This is a genomic window from Caballeronia sp. LZ003 (assembly GCF_031451465.1).
Taxonomy (GTDB): Bacteria; Pseudomonadota; Gammaproteobacteria; order Burkholderiales; family Burkholderiaceae; genus Caballeronia.
On the sequence record NZ_JARUXJ010000001.1, the window covers coordinates 433,470 to 449,902 of the forward strand.

Here is a 16,433-nt window from a genome sequence, read left to right on the forward strand (position 1 = left end):
AATTATCAACGGCGCGCCATGCGGTCACAATCCGTCCAACTCGTTTCAGGTTCAACGCCATGCAACTCGATCACGTGACTATCGTCGCGCCGGACTGCGATTCGATGATGCGTTTCTTCGTCGATGTCGCCGGGATGTCAGTGGGTCCGCGACCGCCATTCGGTGTAAGCGGCTACTGGCTGTATCTTGGCGCGCGGCCGGCCGTGCATCTGATCGCGACGGGCGATGCGTCTGTCGCCGCGCACCCCGATGCGACGCGCATCGACCATCTCGCGCTGCGTATCGACGACGAAGCCGAGTGGCGCACGCTCATCGACCGTCTCGAATGTCGCGGCTACGCCTATCGGATCGCGGAAGTGCCGCTTGCGCGCGAACGTCAGCTTTTCGTGCGGCTTGCGCCGGGCGTGGTTGTCGAGTTCGTGACCGCGCGCCATTGATCTATTTCGGAGCATGACCATGCCTTTACCTCTTCTCGCGCTGGCGATCAGCGCGTTCGCCATCGGCACGACCGAGTTCGTCATCATGGGCTTGCTGCCCAACGTCGCACGCGATCTTTCCGTATCGATTCCATCGGCAGGGCTGCTCGTCACGGGCTATGCGCTCGGCGTGGCGGTCGGCGCGCCGCTGCTCGCCGTGCTTACGAGCAAAATGCCGCGCAAGCTCGCGCTGCAATTGCTGATGCTCGTGTTTATCGTCGGCAACGTGTTTTGCGCGCTCGCACCGAACTACGGTTTGCTGATGATCGCGCGCGTCGTGACCTCGTTCGCGCACGGTTCGTTCTTCGGCATCGGCGCGGTGGTCGCGGCGTCGCTCGTGCCCGCCGACAAACGCGCGAGCGCCATTGCGCTCATGTTCACCGGCCTCACGCTCGCGAACGTGCTGGGCGTGCCGTTCGGGACGTTCGTCGGTCAGGAACTGGGCTGGCGCGCGACGTTCTGGATCGTCGCCGGTCTCGGCTTGCTGTCCGCGCTCGGCGTGACCGCGCTCGTGCCGAATCGTCACGATGCGGCACCAAGCGGACTCGGCCGCGAAGTACGCGTGTTGCGCGACCCGCAGGTCTGGCTCGCGCTGACGATGACCGTGCTCGGCTTCGGCGGCGTGTTCGTCGTGTTCACGTATATCGCGCCGATTCTCGAACAGGTCGGCGGCTTCTCGCCGCGCGGCGTGACGCTCGTGCTCGTGCTGTTCGGCATCGGGCTTACGGTCGGCAATACGATTGGCGGCAAGCTCGCGGACCGCGCGTTGATGCCTTCGCTGATGGGCATTTTGCTGGCGCTTGCCATCGTGATGACCGTGTTCGCAAAGACGAGCCACAGTCAGGTCGGCGCGATCGTGACGATCTTCGTCTGGGGCATCGCGGCGTTCGCGACGGTGCCGCCGTTGCAGACACGCGTGGTCGAGAAGGCGAAGGACGCGCCCAATCTTGCTTCGACGTTGAACATCGGCGCGTTCAATATTGGCAATGCGGGTGGCGCCTGGCTCGGCGGCGCGGTACTGACGCATGGTTATGGGCTCGATGTGTTGCCTTGGGCGGCGGCGATGGTCGCAGTGGCCGCTCTTGGGGTGACGTGGTTCGCGGCGCGCTTCGATGCGCCGCAGGTCAGGTCAGGGGTGAAAGCGGCGGATTCGAATGCTTAACCATCCGCCCACGCCTTCGCCGCCTTCACCGCCCGCTGCCATCCCGCGAGAGACGCCTCGACATCGGCGGCGGGCATCGTCGGTGTGAACTGCCGCTCGAGTTGCCACTGCGATTTCAGCTCGTCGATGTCCTTCCAATATCCGACCGCGAGCCCCGCGAGATAAGCCGCGCCAAGCGCGGTCGTTTCGGCGATGCGCGGTCGCACCGCATCCACGCCCAGGATGTCCGCCTGAAACTGCATCAACAGATCGTTGGCGCAAGCACCGCCATCCACCCGCAATTGGGCGATGCGTATGCCCGAATCCGCTTCCATCGCGCGCAAGACATCGACCGATTGATAAGCGATCGAATCCAGCGCCGCCCGCGCAATATGGGCGGAAGTCGTCCCGCGCGTCACGCCGAACAGTGTGCCGCGAGCCCGCGCGTTCCAGTGCGGCGCGCCCAAGCCAGCGAAAGCGGGCACGAGATACACGCCATCGCTATGCGGCACGCCGCGCGCAAGGGCTTCGACGTCACTCGCGCGGCGAATTAGTCCCAACCCGTCGCGCAGCCATTGCACGACCGCGCCCGCAATAAAAATACTGCCTTCGAGCGCATAGTTCACCGTATCGCCGATTTGCCAGGCAATCGTCGTCACGAGATTGTTGCTCGACTCGATCGGCGTTTCGCCCGTGTTCATCACGAGGAAGCAGCCGGTGCCGTAAGTGTTCTTCACCATGCCGGTATCGATACACATCTGGCCGAACAACGCGGCATGCTGGTCGCCGGCAATGGACGCGAGTGGAAGATCGGCCGCGAACACGGTGCCCTGCGTCGTGCCATACACCTCAGATGAACTGCGTACTTCCGGCAGCATGCTGCGCGGTATCTCGAATGCCTCGAGCAGTTCGTCGTCCCAGCGGCGCGCGTGGATGTCGAACAGCATGGTGCGCGACGCATTGGTGATGTCGGTGACATGCAAACCGCGCCGCCTGAAGTTCCACACGAGCCAGCTATCCACCGTGCCGAACGCGAGCCGTCCCTGCTTCGCCTTGTCGCGCGCGCCTTCGACGTTATCGAGAATCCAGCGGATCTTGCTCGCCGAGAAATACGCGTCGATGGGCAACCCCGTCTTCGCGCGCACCATGGTTTCGAGCCCGCGTGCCTTGAATTCGTCACACAGCGAGGCCGTGCGCCGGTCCTGCCAGACGATCGCGTTATAGATCGGCTTTCCCGTTTCCCGATCCCACACGATGGTCGTTTCGCGCTGATTCGTGATGCCCACCGCCGCAATCGACGACGCGCTCAAACCCGCCCGCGTCACGGCTTCGGCGGCGACGCCCGCCTGAGTCGACCAGATTTCCTGCGGATCGTGCTCGACCCAGCCCGCTTGCGGATAAATCTGCTGAAACTCCTTCTGCGCCACCGAAACGACATTGCCATTCCTGTCGAACAGCATGGCCCGCGAACTGGTCGTGCCCTGGTCGAGCGCGAGGACGTACTGATCCTGCATGGTCATCTCCCGAAAGTGCACGGATCGGCGTGCTTGTGAAATCGAGCGATGCCGTGCGAGGTCTGCATGCGCAATCTATCGGACGCGCGGCATGCGTACAACCTAGCCGGATGGCATAGGCCATTAGCACATAGCGCCGTAAGGAGCCGTTCGCGCCAAGGAAACCGTAAGAATGCCTATGCCAGTTGGCCGAGTGGCGCGAACTCGCGGTTCGTCCGATACTGGCAACTCGAAATCGGGCAACGGGTGAATGCAATGCGAATGCGGGTTCTGTCAGGCGTGCTGGGCGTGGCCGTGCTGGCCGGCTGTGTAGCGACGCCGAATATCGACGGATCGAGCGGTGCGCCGTCGTTCAGCGCGTTGCAGGAAATGTGCGGGACCACGCAGGTGGACTACGGCGGGGACGCGCCGTCCGTCTACACGGCGTTCTTCGACGCTTACGTGGCGCAACGGCGCGGCGGGTTATCGAAGGATCGCTATTGCGCGTTTCAGGGGACGATCGCCGCGCGCTACGGCGTATATCGCGCGAATTCGGGGCCGGAGGCGCAAAGTGCGTGGGCCAGCTTCTTTCTGGATCAGCGTGCGCAGGCTTTGAGCTGGCGTGCGGCAGTCGATCCGACGCTGCGGGCAGGATAGGACGCGGCGCAGATAAGTCCGCGTCCGACATCGCTTGGGAAGCGAAGGCTAGGAGAACCGCTTGAATGCCTTGATGGTGGAGTCGCCAGTTGCGGTAAGGCGCCATTGTTGTCGGCCCGAAGCCAGGTTCTCGAGTTGAACGAGTTGACGTTCGAGCAATGCATCGAGTTCATCGCGTTCCATGTCGACCTGATTGGGCTCTTCCTGAACCAGCAGCAGCGTGGCGAATTCGTGCGGACTCAGCATTCGTGTTCTCCATTAAGACCGAACGGCAAGGCGACCGGCTTTGTGAGCCGGGTCTCTTTGCTTCTAAGCGTTTAATTGGAAGACTTCAATCTGCCGGGCAGTCGCGTTGTCGTGTGCTGCGTTTGCCAGGAATTCGGATTGTAGGCAAGCGTCTGAAGAGTGCCAAACTCCCGGTGAAAATTTTGGCTTTGACATTTCCTCGTCGCGCAAGCGGGTCCCAAGTCAGCCGAACTTGAAGAAATTACTTGAAGGTTTTGCCGCACTGCAAACACCTCGAACTAGGTCTTTTTCAGCGCCATGCGATTGACTCATCAATTGCGGCGACAAATGAATTTGCTTTGAATTAAGCAGACAATGCACCATTCGTTCTTTTGAACTGTCGGCTGATCGACGCGGCAAGCCGTCAGACCAGAGCGGCTCGCTGTTAATCCGGACATCAATCACATGACTCGTTTCAACTGGCAGAACCCTTATCCGACTCCGCGCTTGCCGGTTTTTGCGCGCAATATCGTTTCGACGTCGCATCCGCTGGCCGCTCAAGCTGGTTTACGCATGCTCTGGAAGGGCGGTAACGCCGTGGATGCGGCCATCGCCGCAGCGGCCGCTATCACGGTCGTCGAGCCGGTTTCATGCGGGCTCGGCGGCGACGCGTTCGCGCTGGTCTGGGACGGCAACCAATTGCATGGACTGAACGCTTCGGGCGTGGCGCCAGCAGCCTGGAACGTGGACTATTTCCGCACCAAATACGGCGAAGAGAACGGTCTTGCCCGTCAACCCAAACGCGGCTGGGACGCGGTGACGGTGCCCGGCGTCATCGCCGGATGGGAAGCGCTTCACGCGAAGTTTGGTTCGCTGCCCTTCGCCGATTTGATGCAACCTGCCATCGAAATCGCGGAGCGCGGACACGCGGTGGCCAGCATCGTCGCCTATAAATGGGCGGCCGCCGTGCCTGAACTGAAAGACCAGCCAGGTTTCGCGGATGTCTTCATGCCGCGTGGACGCGCGCCCGAAGTCAGCGAACTCGTGCGTTTTCCCGGCCATGCGAACACGTTGCGACGGCTCGCGGAGCACGGCCCGCGCGCGTTTTACGAAGGCGAAAGCGCCGAGCGCATCGCTGCGTTCTCGCGGCAGGGCGGCGGCGCCATGACCATGGACGATCTCCGAAATTACCGCGCCGAGTGGGTCGAGCCGATTCAGAAGGATTATCGCGGCTACACCGTGCACGAGATTCCGCCGAACGGACAGGGAATCGCGGCGCTCATCGCGCTTGGCATCCTCGACAAGTTCGATGTCCGCGCGCTGACCGTCGACCGCATCGAGTCGCAGCATCTGCAGATCGAGGCGATGAAACTCGCGTTCGCGGATGTATATCGCTATGTCGCCGATCCGCGCTCGATGGAAGTCACGCCCGAGCAAATGCTCGACGACGCCTACCTCACGGAACGCGCCAAGCTGATCGATCCGAACAAGGCAAGGCATTTCGACTTCGGCATGCCGAAAGCGGGCGGCACCATCTACATGTCGGTCGCCGACGAGCGCGGCATGATGGTGAGCTTCATTCAATCGAACTACATGGGTTTTGGCTCGGGCGTGGTCGTGCCGGATACGGGCATCTCGCTGCAAAACCGCGGTTGCGGGTTCTCGATGGACCCGAAGTCAGCGAACGTGGTCGAGGGCGGCAAGCGGCCGTTCCACACGATCATTCCTGCGTTCCTCACGCAAGAAGTGGATGGCCAGCGCGAGGCCGTCATGAGCTTCGGCGTGATGGGCGGCGACATGCAGCCGCAAGGACATCTGCAGTCGATCGTGCGCATGCTCGACTACGGGCAACAGCCTCAGGCCGCCTGTGACGCGCCGCGCTGGAAGGTGAATCACGATTTCACGATCGATATCGAAGCGACACTCGACCTCGAAACGGCCCGCGCGCTCGAAGGGCTCGGCCACACCATCAAGTCGGTCGACGATCCATACATGGATTTCGGCTCGGGACAATACATCTGGAAGCTGGATCGCCACGATCCAGAGCGTGGTTACGTTGCCGCAAGCGACAGTCGACGCGACGGGCTCGCGGCCGGCTTCTGAGCATGCACGCGCCGGCAGCTAATCACGGCGGCAGGCGCGTCGTCGACGCCAGATCGCGCAACCTCCCTTGGCGGCACATTTCGTGCTCTATCGTGCGCCAGCCGTTCTTGCGCATCGACGCGTAAGAATTTGACATAGACGGAACTGCGCTGATGCGGCGCAAGTCTGTCCCCATGTCTGCAAATTCATTGCAGGACGGCTAAGATGGAAAAACAAGCCGTTAAGACGCGAAGTTGAAGTCGCCCGAGCCGAATGGTTCGCGGCGTCGCCTGAACCTCGGCCCGCTCTTGTTGGCCGATGGCGCGTTCAGTCCATCCAGGGAGCGCGATACATGCACACCGATAGTACCCATGTGATGCCGTGGCGCATCGAAGACATCGATCTCAACCGGATCGATCGTCAGAAGGCGGCATCCAACGAACATCTTCTTTTGCTGTTGTGCGCATGCTCATTCATCGAGAGCGGCACGGATCTCTACACGAGCAATCTCAGCAAATATTTTCACGACGACCCCGAGATTTCGGCGTGGCTGAACGACGAATGGGAGCCCGAAGAAATGCAGCACGGCCGGGCGCTCAAGATTTACATCAACCACATCTGGCCGGAATTCGACTGGGACCGGGCTTTCAAGAGCTTCTTCGACGAGTACTCGCTAACGTGTTCCTACGAAGCGTTCGAGAAAAAGCGTGCGCTCGAAATGGTGGCACGGTGTGTTGTCGAAACGGGCACGGCCACGCTGTATCGCGCGATCAACGACTGCTCGGACGAGCCGGTGTTGAAGGAGATCACCGACAACATCCGCACAGACGAAGTGCGCCACTACAAGCACTTTTTCCGCTTCTTCAAGAAGTGGAACAAGATCGAAGGCAACGGGCGTCTCGCCGTGCTTGGCGCGTTGATCCGTCGCGTGATGGAACTGAAGAGCGAAGACTCGGAGATCGCGCTACGGCACGTGTTTGCGGTGCGTTATCCCGAGCGCGTCAAGGACTCGAGCTATAACCGCGAACTGTTCGCGCAGGTGAACGCGCTCGTGCGGCGCAATCTCTCGGCGGATCAGTGCATCAAGATGCTATTGAAGCCGCTCGATCTGCCCGCGCGTATTCAGCCGGGCGTTCACTATCCGCTTGCCAAGATCACGCAGTTGTTTTTCCGCTGATCAGGGCGATGCCCGCTCAGGTTCATGCGGGCATTCGGTGGATCTGCCTTTCAAGTCATTTCCCCCATGACCGATGCCACGCCGCGTCAGGCCGAACTCTCGTCGCAAACGCCTTTCGATGAATGGCCGCCGGAACTCAGGACGCTCTTAGATGGCACGCTGACCGGCGCGCCCGTCGGCTTCACGGCGTCGCTATGTGCCGTCGACAGCGGCGGGCGCGTCCGCACCGCGCTCCTAAGTGCGGGCGAGCTGCTCGCGCCCGACGCGCGCACGCTCGTGTTCGCGTTGTGGCCCGGCTCGCGTACCGCGCAGGCGATCGCCGCGAGCGGGCGCGCGACCATCGCCTTCGTATTCGACGAAGCGTTCTTTCAGGTTCAGCTGGATACGCGCCGCGTGGCGCTCGACGATGTCCCGCTCGCATGCTTTGTCGCCACGATCGAAAGCGGCGAAGCGCAACGTGTCGCCTATGCGCGTTTGAAGAGCGGGATTACGTTCGAACTGACGGAGACCGAGAGCGTGCTCACGCGCTGGCGTGAGCAGCTTGACTGGCTGAAGCGGGCAGCGAGCGCTGCCGCCTGAAACACACCTTCGAATACTTAACGTCCGCGGCCGCCCGAGCGCATGCCGTCGCGCCGCGCGCCGCCGCTGTCGCTGCGCGCCTTGCCGCCGAGCAGCGCGCCGGGATTACCGGCCTTTGCGTTCGGATTCGCCGCGCGTGCCGCATCCGGACGGCGCGTTGCCGCGCCTGCATTGGCGTTGGGAGCGGCGGGCTTCGCGCCGGCAGGCTTGGGACCGCGTGCATCGCGGCCATCGCGTGAATTCGCTGCTTGCGATCCGCCGTTGCGAGCACCGTTCGCCGGCTTGCCACTGCCGCGCGCTTCGCCAGATGCCGCGCCGCTTGCACGGCCGCCATCGCGTCGCGCTTCGCCGCCACCGCGCTTCGCTTCGCCTTCGCGTCGTGGGGCGCTGCTGTGCTTCGCTTCGCCGCCTTCACGCGGACCGCCGCGCCCTTGGCTGCGGCGCTGAATCGGTTCGGGACGCGCATCCGGGTCCGGCTCGAAGCCGGGAATCACTTCCTGCGGAATCGGGCGCTTGATCAGACGCTCGATGTCCTTCAGCAACTGAAGCTCGTCCACACAGACGAGCGATACCGCTTCGCCATCCGCGCCCGCGCGACCCGTGCGGCCGATACGGTGCACGTAATCTTCCGGCACGTTCGGCAAATCGAAGTTGACCACGTGCGGCAACTGATCGATATCGATACCGCGCGCCGCGATGTCGGTGGCGACGAGCACCTGCAAGGTCTGATCCTTGAACTCGGCCAGCGCACGCGTACGCGCAGACTGACTCTTGTTGCCGTGAATCGCAAGCGCGCTGATGCCGTCCTTGCCCAATTGCTCGGCAAGCCGGTTCGCGCCGTGCTTCGTGCGCGTGAACACGAGCACCTGGAACCAGTTGTTCGTGCGGATCAGATGCGTGAGCATCTCGCGCTTGCGTTCGCGATCCACCGGATAAATCTTCTGTTCGATACGCTCGGCCGTCGTATTGCGGCGCGCGACTTCGATCAGCGCGGGCGAATCGAGCAGGCTGTCGGCCAGCGCCTTGATTTCATCCGAGAAAGTAGCCGAGAACAGCAGGTTCTGACGCTTCGCGGGCAGGCGCGCGAGCACGCGCTTGATATCGTGAATGAAGCCCATGTCGAGCATGCGATCGGCTTCGTCGAGCACGAGAATCTCGAGCTGCGACACGTCGATGGTCTTCTGCTGCATGTGATCGAGCAAACGTCCCGGCGTTGCCACGACGATATCGACGCCGCGCTTCAACGCGTCGATCTGCGGGTTGATGCCCACGCCGCCGAACATCACGGTCGACTTGAGCTTCAGATATTTGCCGTAGGCGCGCACGCTTTCCTCGACCTGCGCGGCGAGTTCGCGCGTCGGCGTGAGGATGAGCGCGCGGATCGGACGCTTCGTTCCGGCGGCAGCGGGCGCCAGTTGCGAAAGACGTTGCAGGATGGGCAGCGTGAAGCCGGCGGTCTTGCCCGTGCCGGTCTGCGCGCCCGCCAGGAGATCGCCGCCCTTCAGAACGGCGGGGATGGCCTGGAGCTGGATCGGGGTCGGAACGGTGTAGCCCAGTTCGTTGACAGCGCGTAGCAGAGGTTCGGACAGGCCGAGTGAATCAAAGGACATAAGGGATTTTCGAATTCGTTGTGTCGAACGGCGTGCATGCGAATGACGTTGCGGCGAACCGTGGTTCTGCCGGTTGCGCGCATGTGCGACGCTCGGAAAAAAATCGGGCGGCTTGCCATCGAGCGTTCATCGATTCATCGACGAGCGCGAAGCGTTGCCGCGGGGATTCGACGCGTTATCAAGACACGCCGGCTGGCCGTAAGTTGCATCGATGAAGCCGCGATGCCCGGGCTCACTCGCTGTTCGCCGTTTCACGCGACATAGCGCGCGACGCTCACGAACTGACAGAGACTGCCCGCCAGCACGAACAGATGCCAGATACCGTGGCCGTGCCGGATACGCTCGTCGTTGATGAAAAAGTAGATACCGGCGCTATAGATCACGCCGCCCGCCACCAGCCACGCGGTGCCCGCGGGCGGCAGCGCCGTCACGAGCGGACGGACGGCTACGAGCGCGAGCCAGCCCATCAACACGTACAGCACCATCGAAACGCTGCGGGTTCGGCGCCCGAGCGTGAGTTCCTGCGTAATGCCGAGAACCGCGAGGCCCCAGCTTACGCCGAATAGCGACCAGCCCCAGGGACCGCGCAATGTCACTAGTGTAAACGGTGTGTAGCTGCCTGCTATCAGCAAATAAATTGCCGAATGGTCGCACTTTTGCAGAATCGACTTCAGGCGAGGCGAGCGCACGCAGTGGTACAGAGTCGAAATCAGGTAGAGCGCGCAGAGCATGGCGCCATAGATGGCGAAGCTCACGACCTTGTAGGCATCGCCGTCCAACGCACCCATTACGACGAGCGCCACCAGACCGGCGATCGACAAGACCGTGCCGATCAAATGGCTGATGCTGTTGAACCGCTCGCCTACGTACATGCCCGATCCATACCGAAAGACGCGCCGGTGACGCGCCACAAAAGACAAGGGGCGCGGCCTAAGTTGAAGGCTGCGCCCCAGTGCGTATTGTACGCTGTCTTTCCCGAATGTCAGTCGAGCGGCGCCGAACGCAGATTACTCACCTGCTGCGGCGACACCGGCGTGCCGTGATTGCCCCACGACATACGGATGTACGTCACGACCGCGGCCACTTCCGTATCCGACAGCGACTGCGCGAACGGTGGCATGCCGTGCGGCATCGGGTTGCCACCCGTGCTCGGCGGATAACCCCCGTTGAGCGTCATGCGGATCGGGTTGACGGCCGACGGCATCTGGATGGACTGGTTATTCGCGAGCGGCGGATATGCCGGCGGCTTGCCAAGACCATTCTCCTGGTGACACTTCGCGCAGTTCTCGGTGTAGACCTTCTTGCCCATGGTCAGCAATTCGCCGCCGAACTTCTCGGAGGTTTCGAGCTGCAACGACTCCGGCGCTTCCTTCTTTTGCGGAATCGACTTGAGATACGTCGAGATCGCGTTGATGTCGCCGTCGGTCATGTACTGCAAGCTGTTGTGGACGACTTCAGCCATCGGGCCGAATACCGCGCCACGCTGCGACACGCCGGACTTCAGCAAGTCGTTGATGTCCTTGATGTCCCAGTCGCCGAGACCGGCTTCCTTGTTCGACGTCAACGACGGCGCATACCAGTTTTGCAGCGGAATCAGACCGCCGGCAAATGCCGCCGAGCTGACCGGACCGCCCATGGCGTTGATCGACGTATGGCACATGGCGCAATGGCCGAGGCCTTCGACCAGATACGCGCCGCGGTTCCATTCGACCGATTTGGTCGGGTCCGGCTTGTACTCGCCTTCGCTGAAGAACAGGGTGCGCCAGCCGATCAGCAGATTGCGGTTGTTGAACGGGAAGCGCAGTTCATGCGGACGGCTCGCTTCGTTGACCGGCGGGACGGAGCGCAGATACGCGTAGATTGCGTCCGAATCGGCGCGCGTGACCTTCGTGTAGCTCGTGAACGGGAAGCCTGGATAGAGCAGACTGCCGTCCTTCGAGCGGCCAGTGTGCATCGCGCGATAAAAGTCGTCCGACGTCCATTTGCCGATGCCGAATTGATCGTCCGGCGTGATGTTCGGCGTGAACATGGTGCCGAACGGCGTCGCCATGGGCAGGCCGCCCGCGAATTCCTTGCCGCCGCGCACCGTGTGGCACGCGATACAGTCGCCGGCGCGCGCGAGGTATTCGCCTTGTTTGATCAGCGCGGCTTTGTCGGTAGGCGTCGCCGCGACGGCGCCGCCCGAATGCAGGTTGTCGCCGCCCGACCAGAGGACGGCGGCGGCTGCGACGGCTGCCACCACGACAGCCGAGGAGAGTGCGAACAGGGACTTGCGTTTCATTATGTTGTCGCTCCAGACGCCTTATTGCGGTTCGCTGCCGCAGGTCAGCGGCATCTTCAACGAGCCAGCGGGCGCGGGCACCGGGTTGGCGGGTGCGGTTTGCGTTGAGAGCCAGGCGGCGACGGCGGTCACGTCGTCGTCGGTCAGGCGCGAGGCGATTTGCTGCATGCAGTCAGGCGCTTTCGCGTGGCGCGTGCCCGATTTCCATGCGCCGACTTGCGCGCTGATGTAATCCGAGTGCAACCCGACGAGGCCTGGAATGGCCGGCTGCATGCCGGTCAGACCCTTGCCGTGACAGGCCGTGCAGGCGGGAATGTTCTTCGATGCATCGCCGTTCAGCACGATTTGCTGGCCGCGCGCAAGCGTGGAAGCCGAAACGTTCGTCTTGGCGGGCGGCGGATACGGCGGGCGCTGGCTCGAGAAGTATCCGGCGATCTGATGAAGGTAGTCGTCCGAGAGATACGTGACGAGGTAGTTCATAGGCGGATACTTGCGCCGGCCTTCGCGGAAATTCTGGAGCTGGTTGTACAGATAATCGGCAGGCTTGCCGGCAAGACGCGGGAAATAGTCATTGTCCGTGCCTTCGCCATGAACACCGTGACATGCCGTGCAGCCTTGCACGCGCGCTGCCATGGTGTCCGGGGCGATCGGCTGGTTCTGCGCCTGGGCTTGTGCCTGACCCGCGCCGAATACGCCGGCGCTGCTGACGACGGCCAAAGCGAGCAGCGGACGAAAAATGCGTCTTGAAAACACGCGACACTCCATGAAATTCGGGGACCTGCCGAGCTTCGTGCGGCTCGGTGCGAAGGTGGCGAACCACGGCCACGCGTTGGGGGCGGAGGGTGGCGGGCCACGGCCATAGTGGCTCGACGAGCCTCTGATGCGACGCGGAATTCTATCATCGATGCATGATGATGACTATTTGACACAACTTTCCGCCCTCACTGAGGCGCAATCGCGACAATCTGCCGCGTCGCAACCAAGAACTTTGACATAGCGCAACACAAATGCATGTCGACAAAGCATCGACTTTCTTCGTGCGAAAAACGGGGTCGCTGCACTCCATTCTCACGGCAAGCTTAGGAAGCTCGATGCACAGGTTCAAGACCTTTCAATGGTGCCGCGCAAGGTGCGTTCGTTTAGACTGCGCGGGCCGAGACTCGCAGGTTCTTCCATGATCTCCCCAGCCTTACATCCAACAATTGGCGTTCCCGAAGCGTCCACGGCGGCTCCATGAACGGCGATTTCGACTTCCTCTGGCTCGCGCAGGTCGTATTCGGAGCATTGAGCGATACGGCGTTTGCCTGTGCGCTTGGCGCGGCGCTCTTCGACGCGTGGCTCTGCGGCGAAAGAGCGCACGCGGTCGTTTCGCCTGCGCATCGGGGTTGGCGGCATGCAGCGCGTGCCGGAACCGTGGCCGCAATTATCTTCGTGGCTTGCAACTTCGTGTGCTTGTGGCTTCAGGCCGCGGCGATGAGCGGTTCGCCTGTCAGCGATGCGGGCGCGTCGCTGTGGCTCGTCGCGACTAGCACGCAAGCGGGCATCGGCTGGCTGGTGGCGTTGGCGGGCGGCCTGGTGATCGTACTGGCCTGCGCGACGGGCAGACCGCAAGGCGCATCGAAGACAGGGTTCGCGATCTTCGGCGCGCTCGTGGCCGCTGCAGGGAAAGCGGCTATCGGCCATGCCGCCGATGCCGGCGCGTTTTCTCTCGCCGAAGCCGTGCAGACGCTGCATCTGCTTGCCACGGGCGTGTGGGGCGGGATCGTCATCGTGGGCGCGCTGGCGGTGTTGCCGGCGCTCGGAACTTCGGTGGCGCGTGCGTCGTTGATTCGCATCGTCGCGCGCATGTCGCGGGCGGCGACGCTCGCGGTGATCGTCATCATCGCGACGGGCGTGTTCAACGCGTGGCGCGGCACGGACGGATCGGCGGCGGTGCTTGTCGACAGCAACTGGGGGCACGCGCTGATCGTGAAAACGGGACTGGTTCTGGCGGCGCTCGCCTTGGGCGCGCTCAACCGCTGGTCGGTGTTGCCGCGCCTGCAGCGCACGGCATCGACGATGGATGCGCACACGGTCATCAACGTGATGCGCCTTGAAGCGGTGCTGATGCTTTGCGTGTTCGCCACGGCGTCGGTGTTGTCTCACGGCGTGCCAGGCGCGGCGCTCGCCGGCTGAACGCGTTTCGAACGGTTACTCGTATCCCAGCCGATGGCTGACGATCGGTGCACAGAAGAGCGCCACCGCGCAGCCGATCACTTTCCCCTGCAATTCGACATAAGCCGTGTGCGAGCTTGCAACGAGCAGCACTTCGAGCATTTGCGGCGCGCAGAAAATGCCCGCCACGCCAATGAACCAGTTGGTAACGACAGGAATGCGCCAGCCACGCTGCGCGCCAATTGCCGCCGCAACGACGCGCGCGACGCCGAAAGCGACGAGCGCGCCGACGGCCATCTGCGCGCGGATATATTCATCGGGAAGGACTTGCCACATGGCTGTTCTCGTTCTTGGTGACTGTTCGCAGCTTACTTTGCAAGAATCTCGCCATATGTACGACAAAACGCAATCGGCGTCAAAAAAATCAGAAGGTGTGTTCCGGGCCGGGGAATGTGCCTTCACGCACTGCGCGCACGTACGCGTCGACCGCCGCGAAAATGGTCGGCTGTCCCTGCATGAAATCCTTGACGAAACGCGGACGCTTGCCGTGGAAGATGCCGAGCATGTCGTGCAGCACCAACACCTGTCCCGAGCAGTCGATGCCCGCGCCAATGCCGATTGTCGGAATCGCCAGACTCTCGGTCACTTCGCGCGCGAGCAGCGTCGGCACGGCTTCGATCACGAGTAAGCGGGCGCCCGCCTGCTGGAGCGCCAGCGCGTCGCGGCGCATTTGCTCGGCGGCCGCTTCGGACTTGCCCTGCACCTTGAAACCGCCGAACGCGTGCACCGATTGCGGCGTGAGACCGACGTGTCCGCACACGGGAATCGAACGCTCGACGAGAAAGCGCACCGTGTCCGCAAGCCATTCGCCGCCTTCGAGCTTCACCATCTGCGCGCCGGCGCGCATCAGTTGCACGGCGTTGGCGTAGGTTTCCTCGCGCGATCCGATGGTGCCGAACGGCATATCCGCGACGATCAGCGCGCCCTTGCTGCCGCGCGCCACGCAAGCCGTGTGATACGCGATGTCCGCGAGCGTGACCGGCAGCGTCGTCGCATGGCCCTGAAGCACGTTGCCGAGCGAATCGCCGATCAGCATGACGTCGACGCCCGCGCGATCGAGCAGCGCGGCGAAGCTCGCGTCGTAGCACGTGAGCATCGCGATTTTCTCGCCGGCTTCACGCATGGCCTGGAGTTTCGGGACGGTGATCGCCGAACGGCTCGTTTCCTGCAAGTACGTCATGGTCGTTTCAAAACTCGATTAGGGGAAAACAGCAGCAAGCCAAGCGCTCAGACCGACACGCCTTTCACGAAAGATTCCTTGCGTCCGCGCATGGTCTCGATGCGCTCGACGAGCAACGCGAGATCTTCTTCCGATGTCAGCGGGTTCAGATGCTCCGCGTTCACCGTGAGCAGCGGCGTTGCGTCGTAGTGATAGAAGAACTCGTTATACGCATCGCACAGTGCGCGCAGATATGAATCCGAAATCTGCAGTTCCATGGGCAGCGCGCGTTTTTGAATGCGCGAAAACAGCACTTCGGGACTCGCCTGCAGATACACGACGAAATCCGGCGCGGGCCCGGTGGTACCGATGCGTGAGGCCAGGTCCTTGTACAACTGGAACTCGTCGTCGGGCAGCGTGAGGCGTGCGAAAAGCTCGCTCTTCTGCGTGAGAAAGTCCGCGATCAACGGCGTATGGCCGGTGAGCATTTCCGCGGCTTCGCGCGTCTGCGTCACGCGCTGCAACGCGAAACTCAGTTGCGTCGCGAGCGCATGGCGCGTGGTGTCGCGATAAAAGCGTTCGAGAAACGGGTTGTCCTGCGGGCGCTCGAACAGCGTGCGCATGGACCAGCGTTCGGCGAGCAAGGTTGCAAGCGTGGTCTTGCCCACGCCGATCGGACCTTCGATTGCGATATAGCGGTGCGGCGGGCGCAGTTGCGGCGCGGTGACAGTGAGAGGCGGAGCGCTCATCGGCAATTGGGTTTGGTGGCGGCAGCGGGTGCCTCTGCTGCACTGGATGGAGCGGCGCGCGTGAGCACCTGACATTGGCAGGTCGCGACCTGCTCGATACGCTGATCGGCGACGCCCGCGAGAAATGCATTGGCGCGGCCGCGTTGCGGAATGACGAGTTCGGGTTCGAGTTCAAGCAGCGGCACGAGCACGAACGCGCGCTCCGTCATGCGCGGATGCGGCACGATCAGGTCCGCTTCGTCGATGCCCGACTGGCCATACAGCAGGATGTCCAGGTCGAGCGTGCGCGGCGCATTGCGATACGGCCGCTCGCGCCCGAATTGTTCCTCGATGTGGTGACACAAGCGCAAAAGCGCGCGCGCCGGCAACGATGTTTCGAGCTTCACGACGCAATTGAAATAGTCGTCGCCCGAAGAGTCGATCGGCGCGGTGCGGTAAAGGCTCGATTTGGCGAGCACGGTGATCGTGTGCTGCTGGGCGAGACACACGACTGCGTCTTTCAGGGTCTGGCGCGCATCGCCGAGATTCGCTCCCAGGCCCAGATAAGCAATCGTCATGGCAGAAGTCCTACGCCGTCGTTCGGCGAAAAG

General features: G+C 62.6%; 17 protein-coding genes. 7 read left to right on the forward strand and 10 right to left on the reverse strand.

Annotated features, from left to right (window positions below; translation table 11 throughout):
• The first annotated feature begins 59 nt into the window (after positions 1 to 59).
• Positions 60 to 437: a VOC family protein gene (locus QCE79_RS02025; protein WP_250491814.1), complete on the forward strand. Its 378-nt coding sequence runs from the start codon at positions 60 to 62 to the stop codon at positions 435 to 437.
• Positions 438 to 456: 19 nt separating this feature from the next.
• Positions 457 to 1,638: an MFS transporter gene (locus QCE79_RS02030; RefSeq protein WP_309841433.1), complete on the forward strand. Its 1,182-nt coding sequence runs from the start codon at positions 457 to 459 to the stop codon at positions 1,636 to 1,638.
• Here QCE79_RS02030 and glpK read toward each other — a convergent pair.
• Positions 1,635 to 3,131: a glycerol kinase GlpK gene (glpK, locus tag QCE79_RS02035; RefSeq protein WP_309841434.1), complete on the reverse strand. Its 1,497-nt coding sequence runs from the start codon at positions 3,129 to 3,131 to the stop codon at positions 1,635 to 1,637. The genes QCE79_RS02030 and glpK overlap by 4 nt on opposite strands.
• Positions 3,132 to 3,392: 261 nt before the next feature.
• Here glpK and QCE79_RS02040 point away from each other — a divergent pair, with 261 nt between their 5' ends.
• Positions 3,393 to 3,767: a hypothetical protein gene (locus QCE79_RS02040; protein ID WP_309841437.1), complete on the forward strand. Its 375-nt coding sequence runs from the start codon at positions 3,393 to 3,395 to the stop codon at positions 3,765 to 3,767.
• A 48-nt stretch (positions 3,768 to 3,815) separates the two neighbouring features.
• On the opposite strand, the gene QCE79_RS02045 is transcribed toward QCE79_RS02040, so the two are convergent.
• Positions 3,816 to 4,013 (reverse strand): hypothetical protein, encoded by a 198-nt coding sequence (locus QCE79_RS02045; RefSeq protein WP_244827069.1) that lies wholly within the window; start codon positions 4,011 to 4,013, stop codon positions 3,816 to 3,818.
• A 444-nt stretch (positions 4,014 to 4,457) separates the two neighbouring features.
• Between QCE79_RS02045 and ggt the strand changes: the two genes are divergently transcribed.
• From ggt to QCE79_RS02060, 3 genes are all read left to right on the forward strand, one after another.
• A complete protein-coding gene (gene ggt, locus QCE79_RS02050; protein WP_309841440.1) occupies positions 4,458 to 6,095 on the forward strand; it encodes a gamma-glutamyltransferase in 1,638 nt (545 codons plus the stop codon).
• Positions 6,096 to 6,426: 331 nt separating this feature from the next.
• Positions 6,427 to 7,251: a ferritin-like domain-containing protein gene (locus QCE79_RS02055; RefSeq protein WP_309841443.1), complete on the forward strand. Its 825-nt coding sequence runs from the start codon at positions 6,427 to 6,429 to the stop codon at positions 7,249 to 7,251.
• 66 nt (positions 7,252 to 7,317) lie between these two features.
• Entirely contained in the window at positions 7,318 to 7,830 is a 513-nt protein-coding gene (locus QCE79_RS02060) for a hypothetical protein (protein WP_250525409.1), read from the forward strand.
• A 17-nt stretch (positions 7,831 to 7,847) separates the two neighbouring features.
• On the opposite strand, the gene QCE79_RS02065 is transcribed toward QCE79_RS02060, so the two are convergent.
• The 4 genes from QCE79_RS02065 to QCE79_RS02080 all read right to left on the reverse strand — a co-directional run bounded on the left by QCE79_RS02065 (position 7,848) and on the right by QCE79_RS02080 (position 12,486).
• Positions 7,848 to 9,440 (reverse strand): DEAD/DEAH box helicase, encoded by a 1,593-nt coding sequence (locus QCE79_RS02065; RefSeq protein ID WP_309841450.1) that lies wholly within the window; start codon positions 9,438 to 9,440, stop codon positions 7,848 to 7,850.
• A gap of 251 nt (positions 9,441 to 9,691) precedes the next feature.
• The gene (locus QCE79_RS02070; RefSeq protein ID WP_250463154.1) at positions 9,692 to 10,312 is read right to left on the reverse strand and encodes a hemolysin III family protein; all 621 of its coding nucleotides are present in this window, start codon (positions 10,310 to 10,312) and stop codon (positions 9,692 to 9,694) included.
• A 110-nt stretch (positions 10,313 to 10,422) separates the two neighbouring features.
• A complete protein-coding gene (locus tag QCE79_RS02075; RefSeq protein WP_250463157.1) occupies positions 10,423 to 11,721 on the reverse strand; it encodes a cytochrome c in 1,299 nt (432 codons plus the stop codon).
• Positions 11,722 to 11,742: 21 nt separating this feature from the next.
• Complete coding sequence (locus tag QCE79_RS02080) at positions 11,743 to 12,486, reverse strand: c-type cytochrome (protein ID WP_309841455.1); 744 nt, start codon at positions 12,484 to 12,486, stop codon at positions 11,743 to 11,745.
• A gap of 468 nt (positions 12,487 to 12,954) precedes the next feature.
• On the opposite strand from QCE79_RS02080, the gene QCE79_RS02085 reads away from it, so the two are divergent.
• A complete protein-coding gene (locus QCE79_RS02085; RefSeq protein ID WP_309841458.1) occupies positions 12,955 to 13,896 on the forward strand; it encodes a CopD family protein in 942 nt (313 codons plus the stop codon).
• A gap of 15 nt (positions 13,897 to 13,911) precedes the next feature.
• Here the strand turns inward: QCE79_RS02085 and QCE79_RS02090 are convergent, their stop codons facing one another.
• The 4 genes from QCE79_RS02090 to folK form a co-directional block, all read right to left on the reverse strand.
• Positions 13,912 to 14,211: a hypothetical protein gene (locus QCE79_RS02090; protein WP_250463162.1), complete on the reverse strand. Its 300-nt coding sequence runs from the start codon at positions 14,209 to 14,211 to the stop codon at positions 13,912 to 13,914.
• A gap of 88 nt (positions 14,212 to 14,299) precedes the next feature.
• Positions 14,300 to 15,115 carry a 3-methyl-2-oxobutanoate hydroxymethyltransferase gene (gene panB, locus QCE79_RS02095; protein ID WP_244827078.1) on the reverse strand — a complete coding sequence of 272 codons (816 nt, stop codon included), beginning with the start codon at positions 15,113 to 15,115 and terminating at the stop codon, positions 14,300 to 14,302.
• Positions 15,116 to 15,162: 47 nt separating this feature from the next.
• Positions 15,163 to 15,843 (reverse strand): deoxynucleoside kinase, encoded by a 681-nt coding sequence (locus QCE79_RS02100; RefSeq protein WP_244827079.1) that lies wholly within the window; start codon positions 15,841 to 15,843, stop codon positions 15,163 to 15,165.
• Positions 15,840 to 16,400, reverse strand: coding sequence for a 2-amino-4-hydroxy-6-hydroxymethyldihydropteridine diphosphokinase (gene folK / locus QCE79_RS02105; protein ID WP_250463170.1), 561 nt, complete (start codon positions 16,398 to 16,400; stop codon positions 15,840 to 15,842). Before folK ends, QCE79_RS02100 begins: the two co-directional genes overlap by 4 nt.
• Between the last annotated feature and the right edge of the window lie 33 nt (positions 16,401 to 16,433).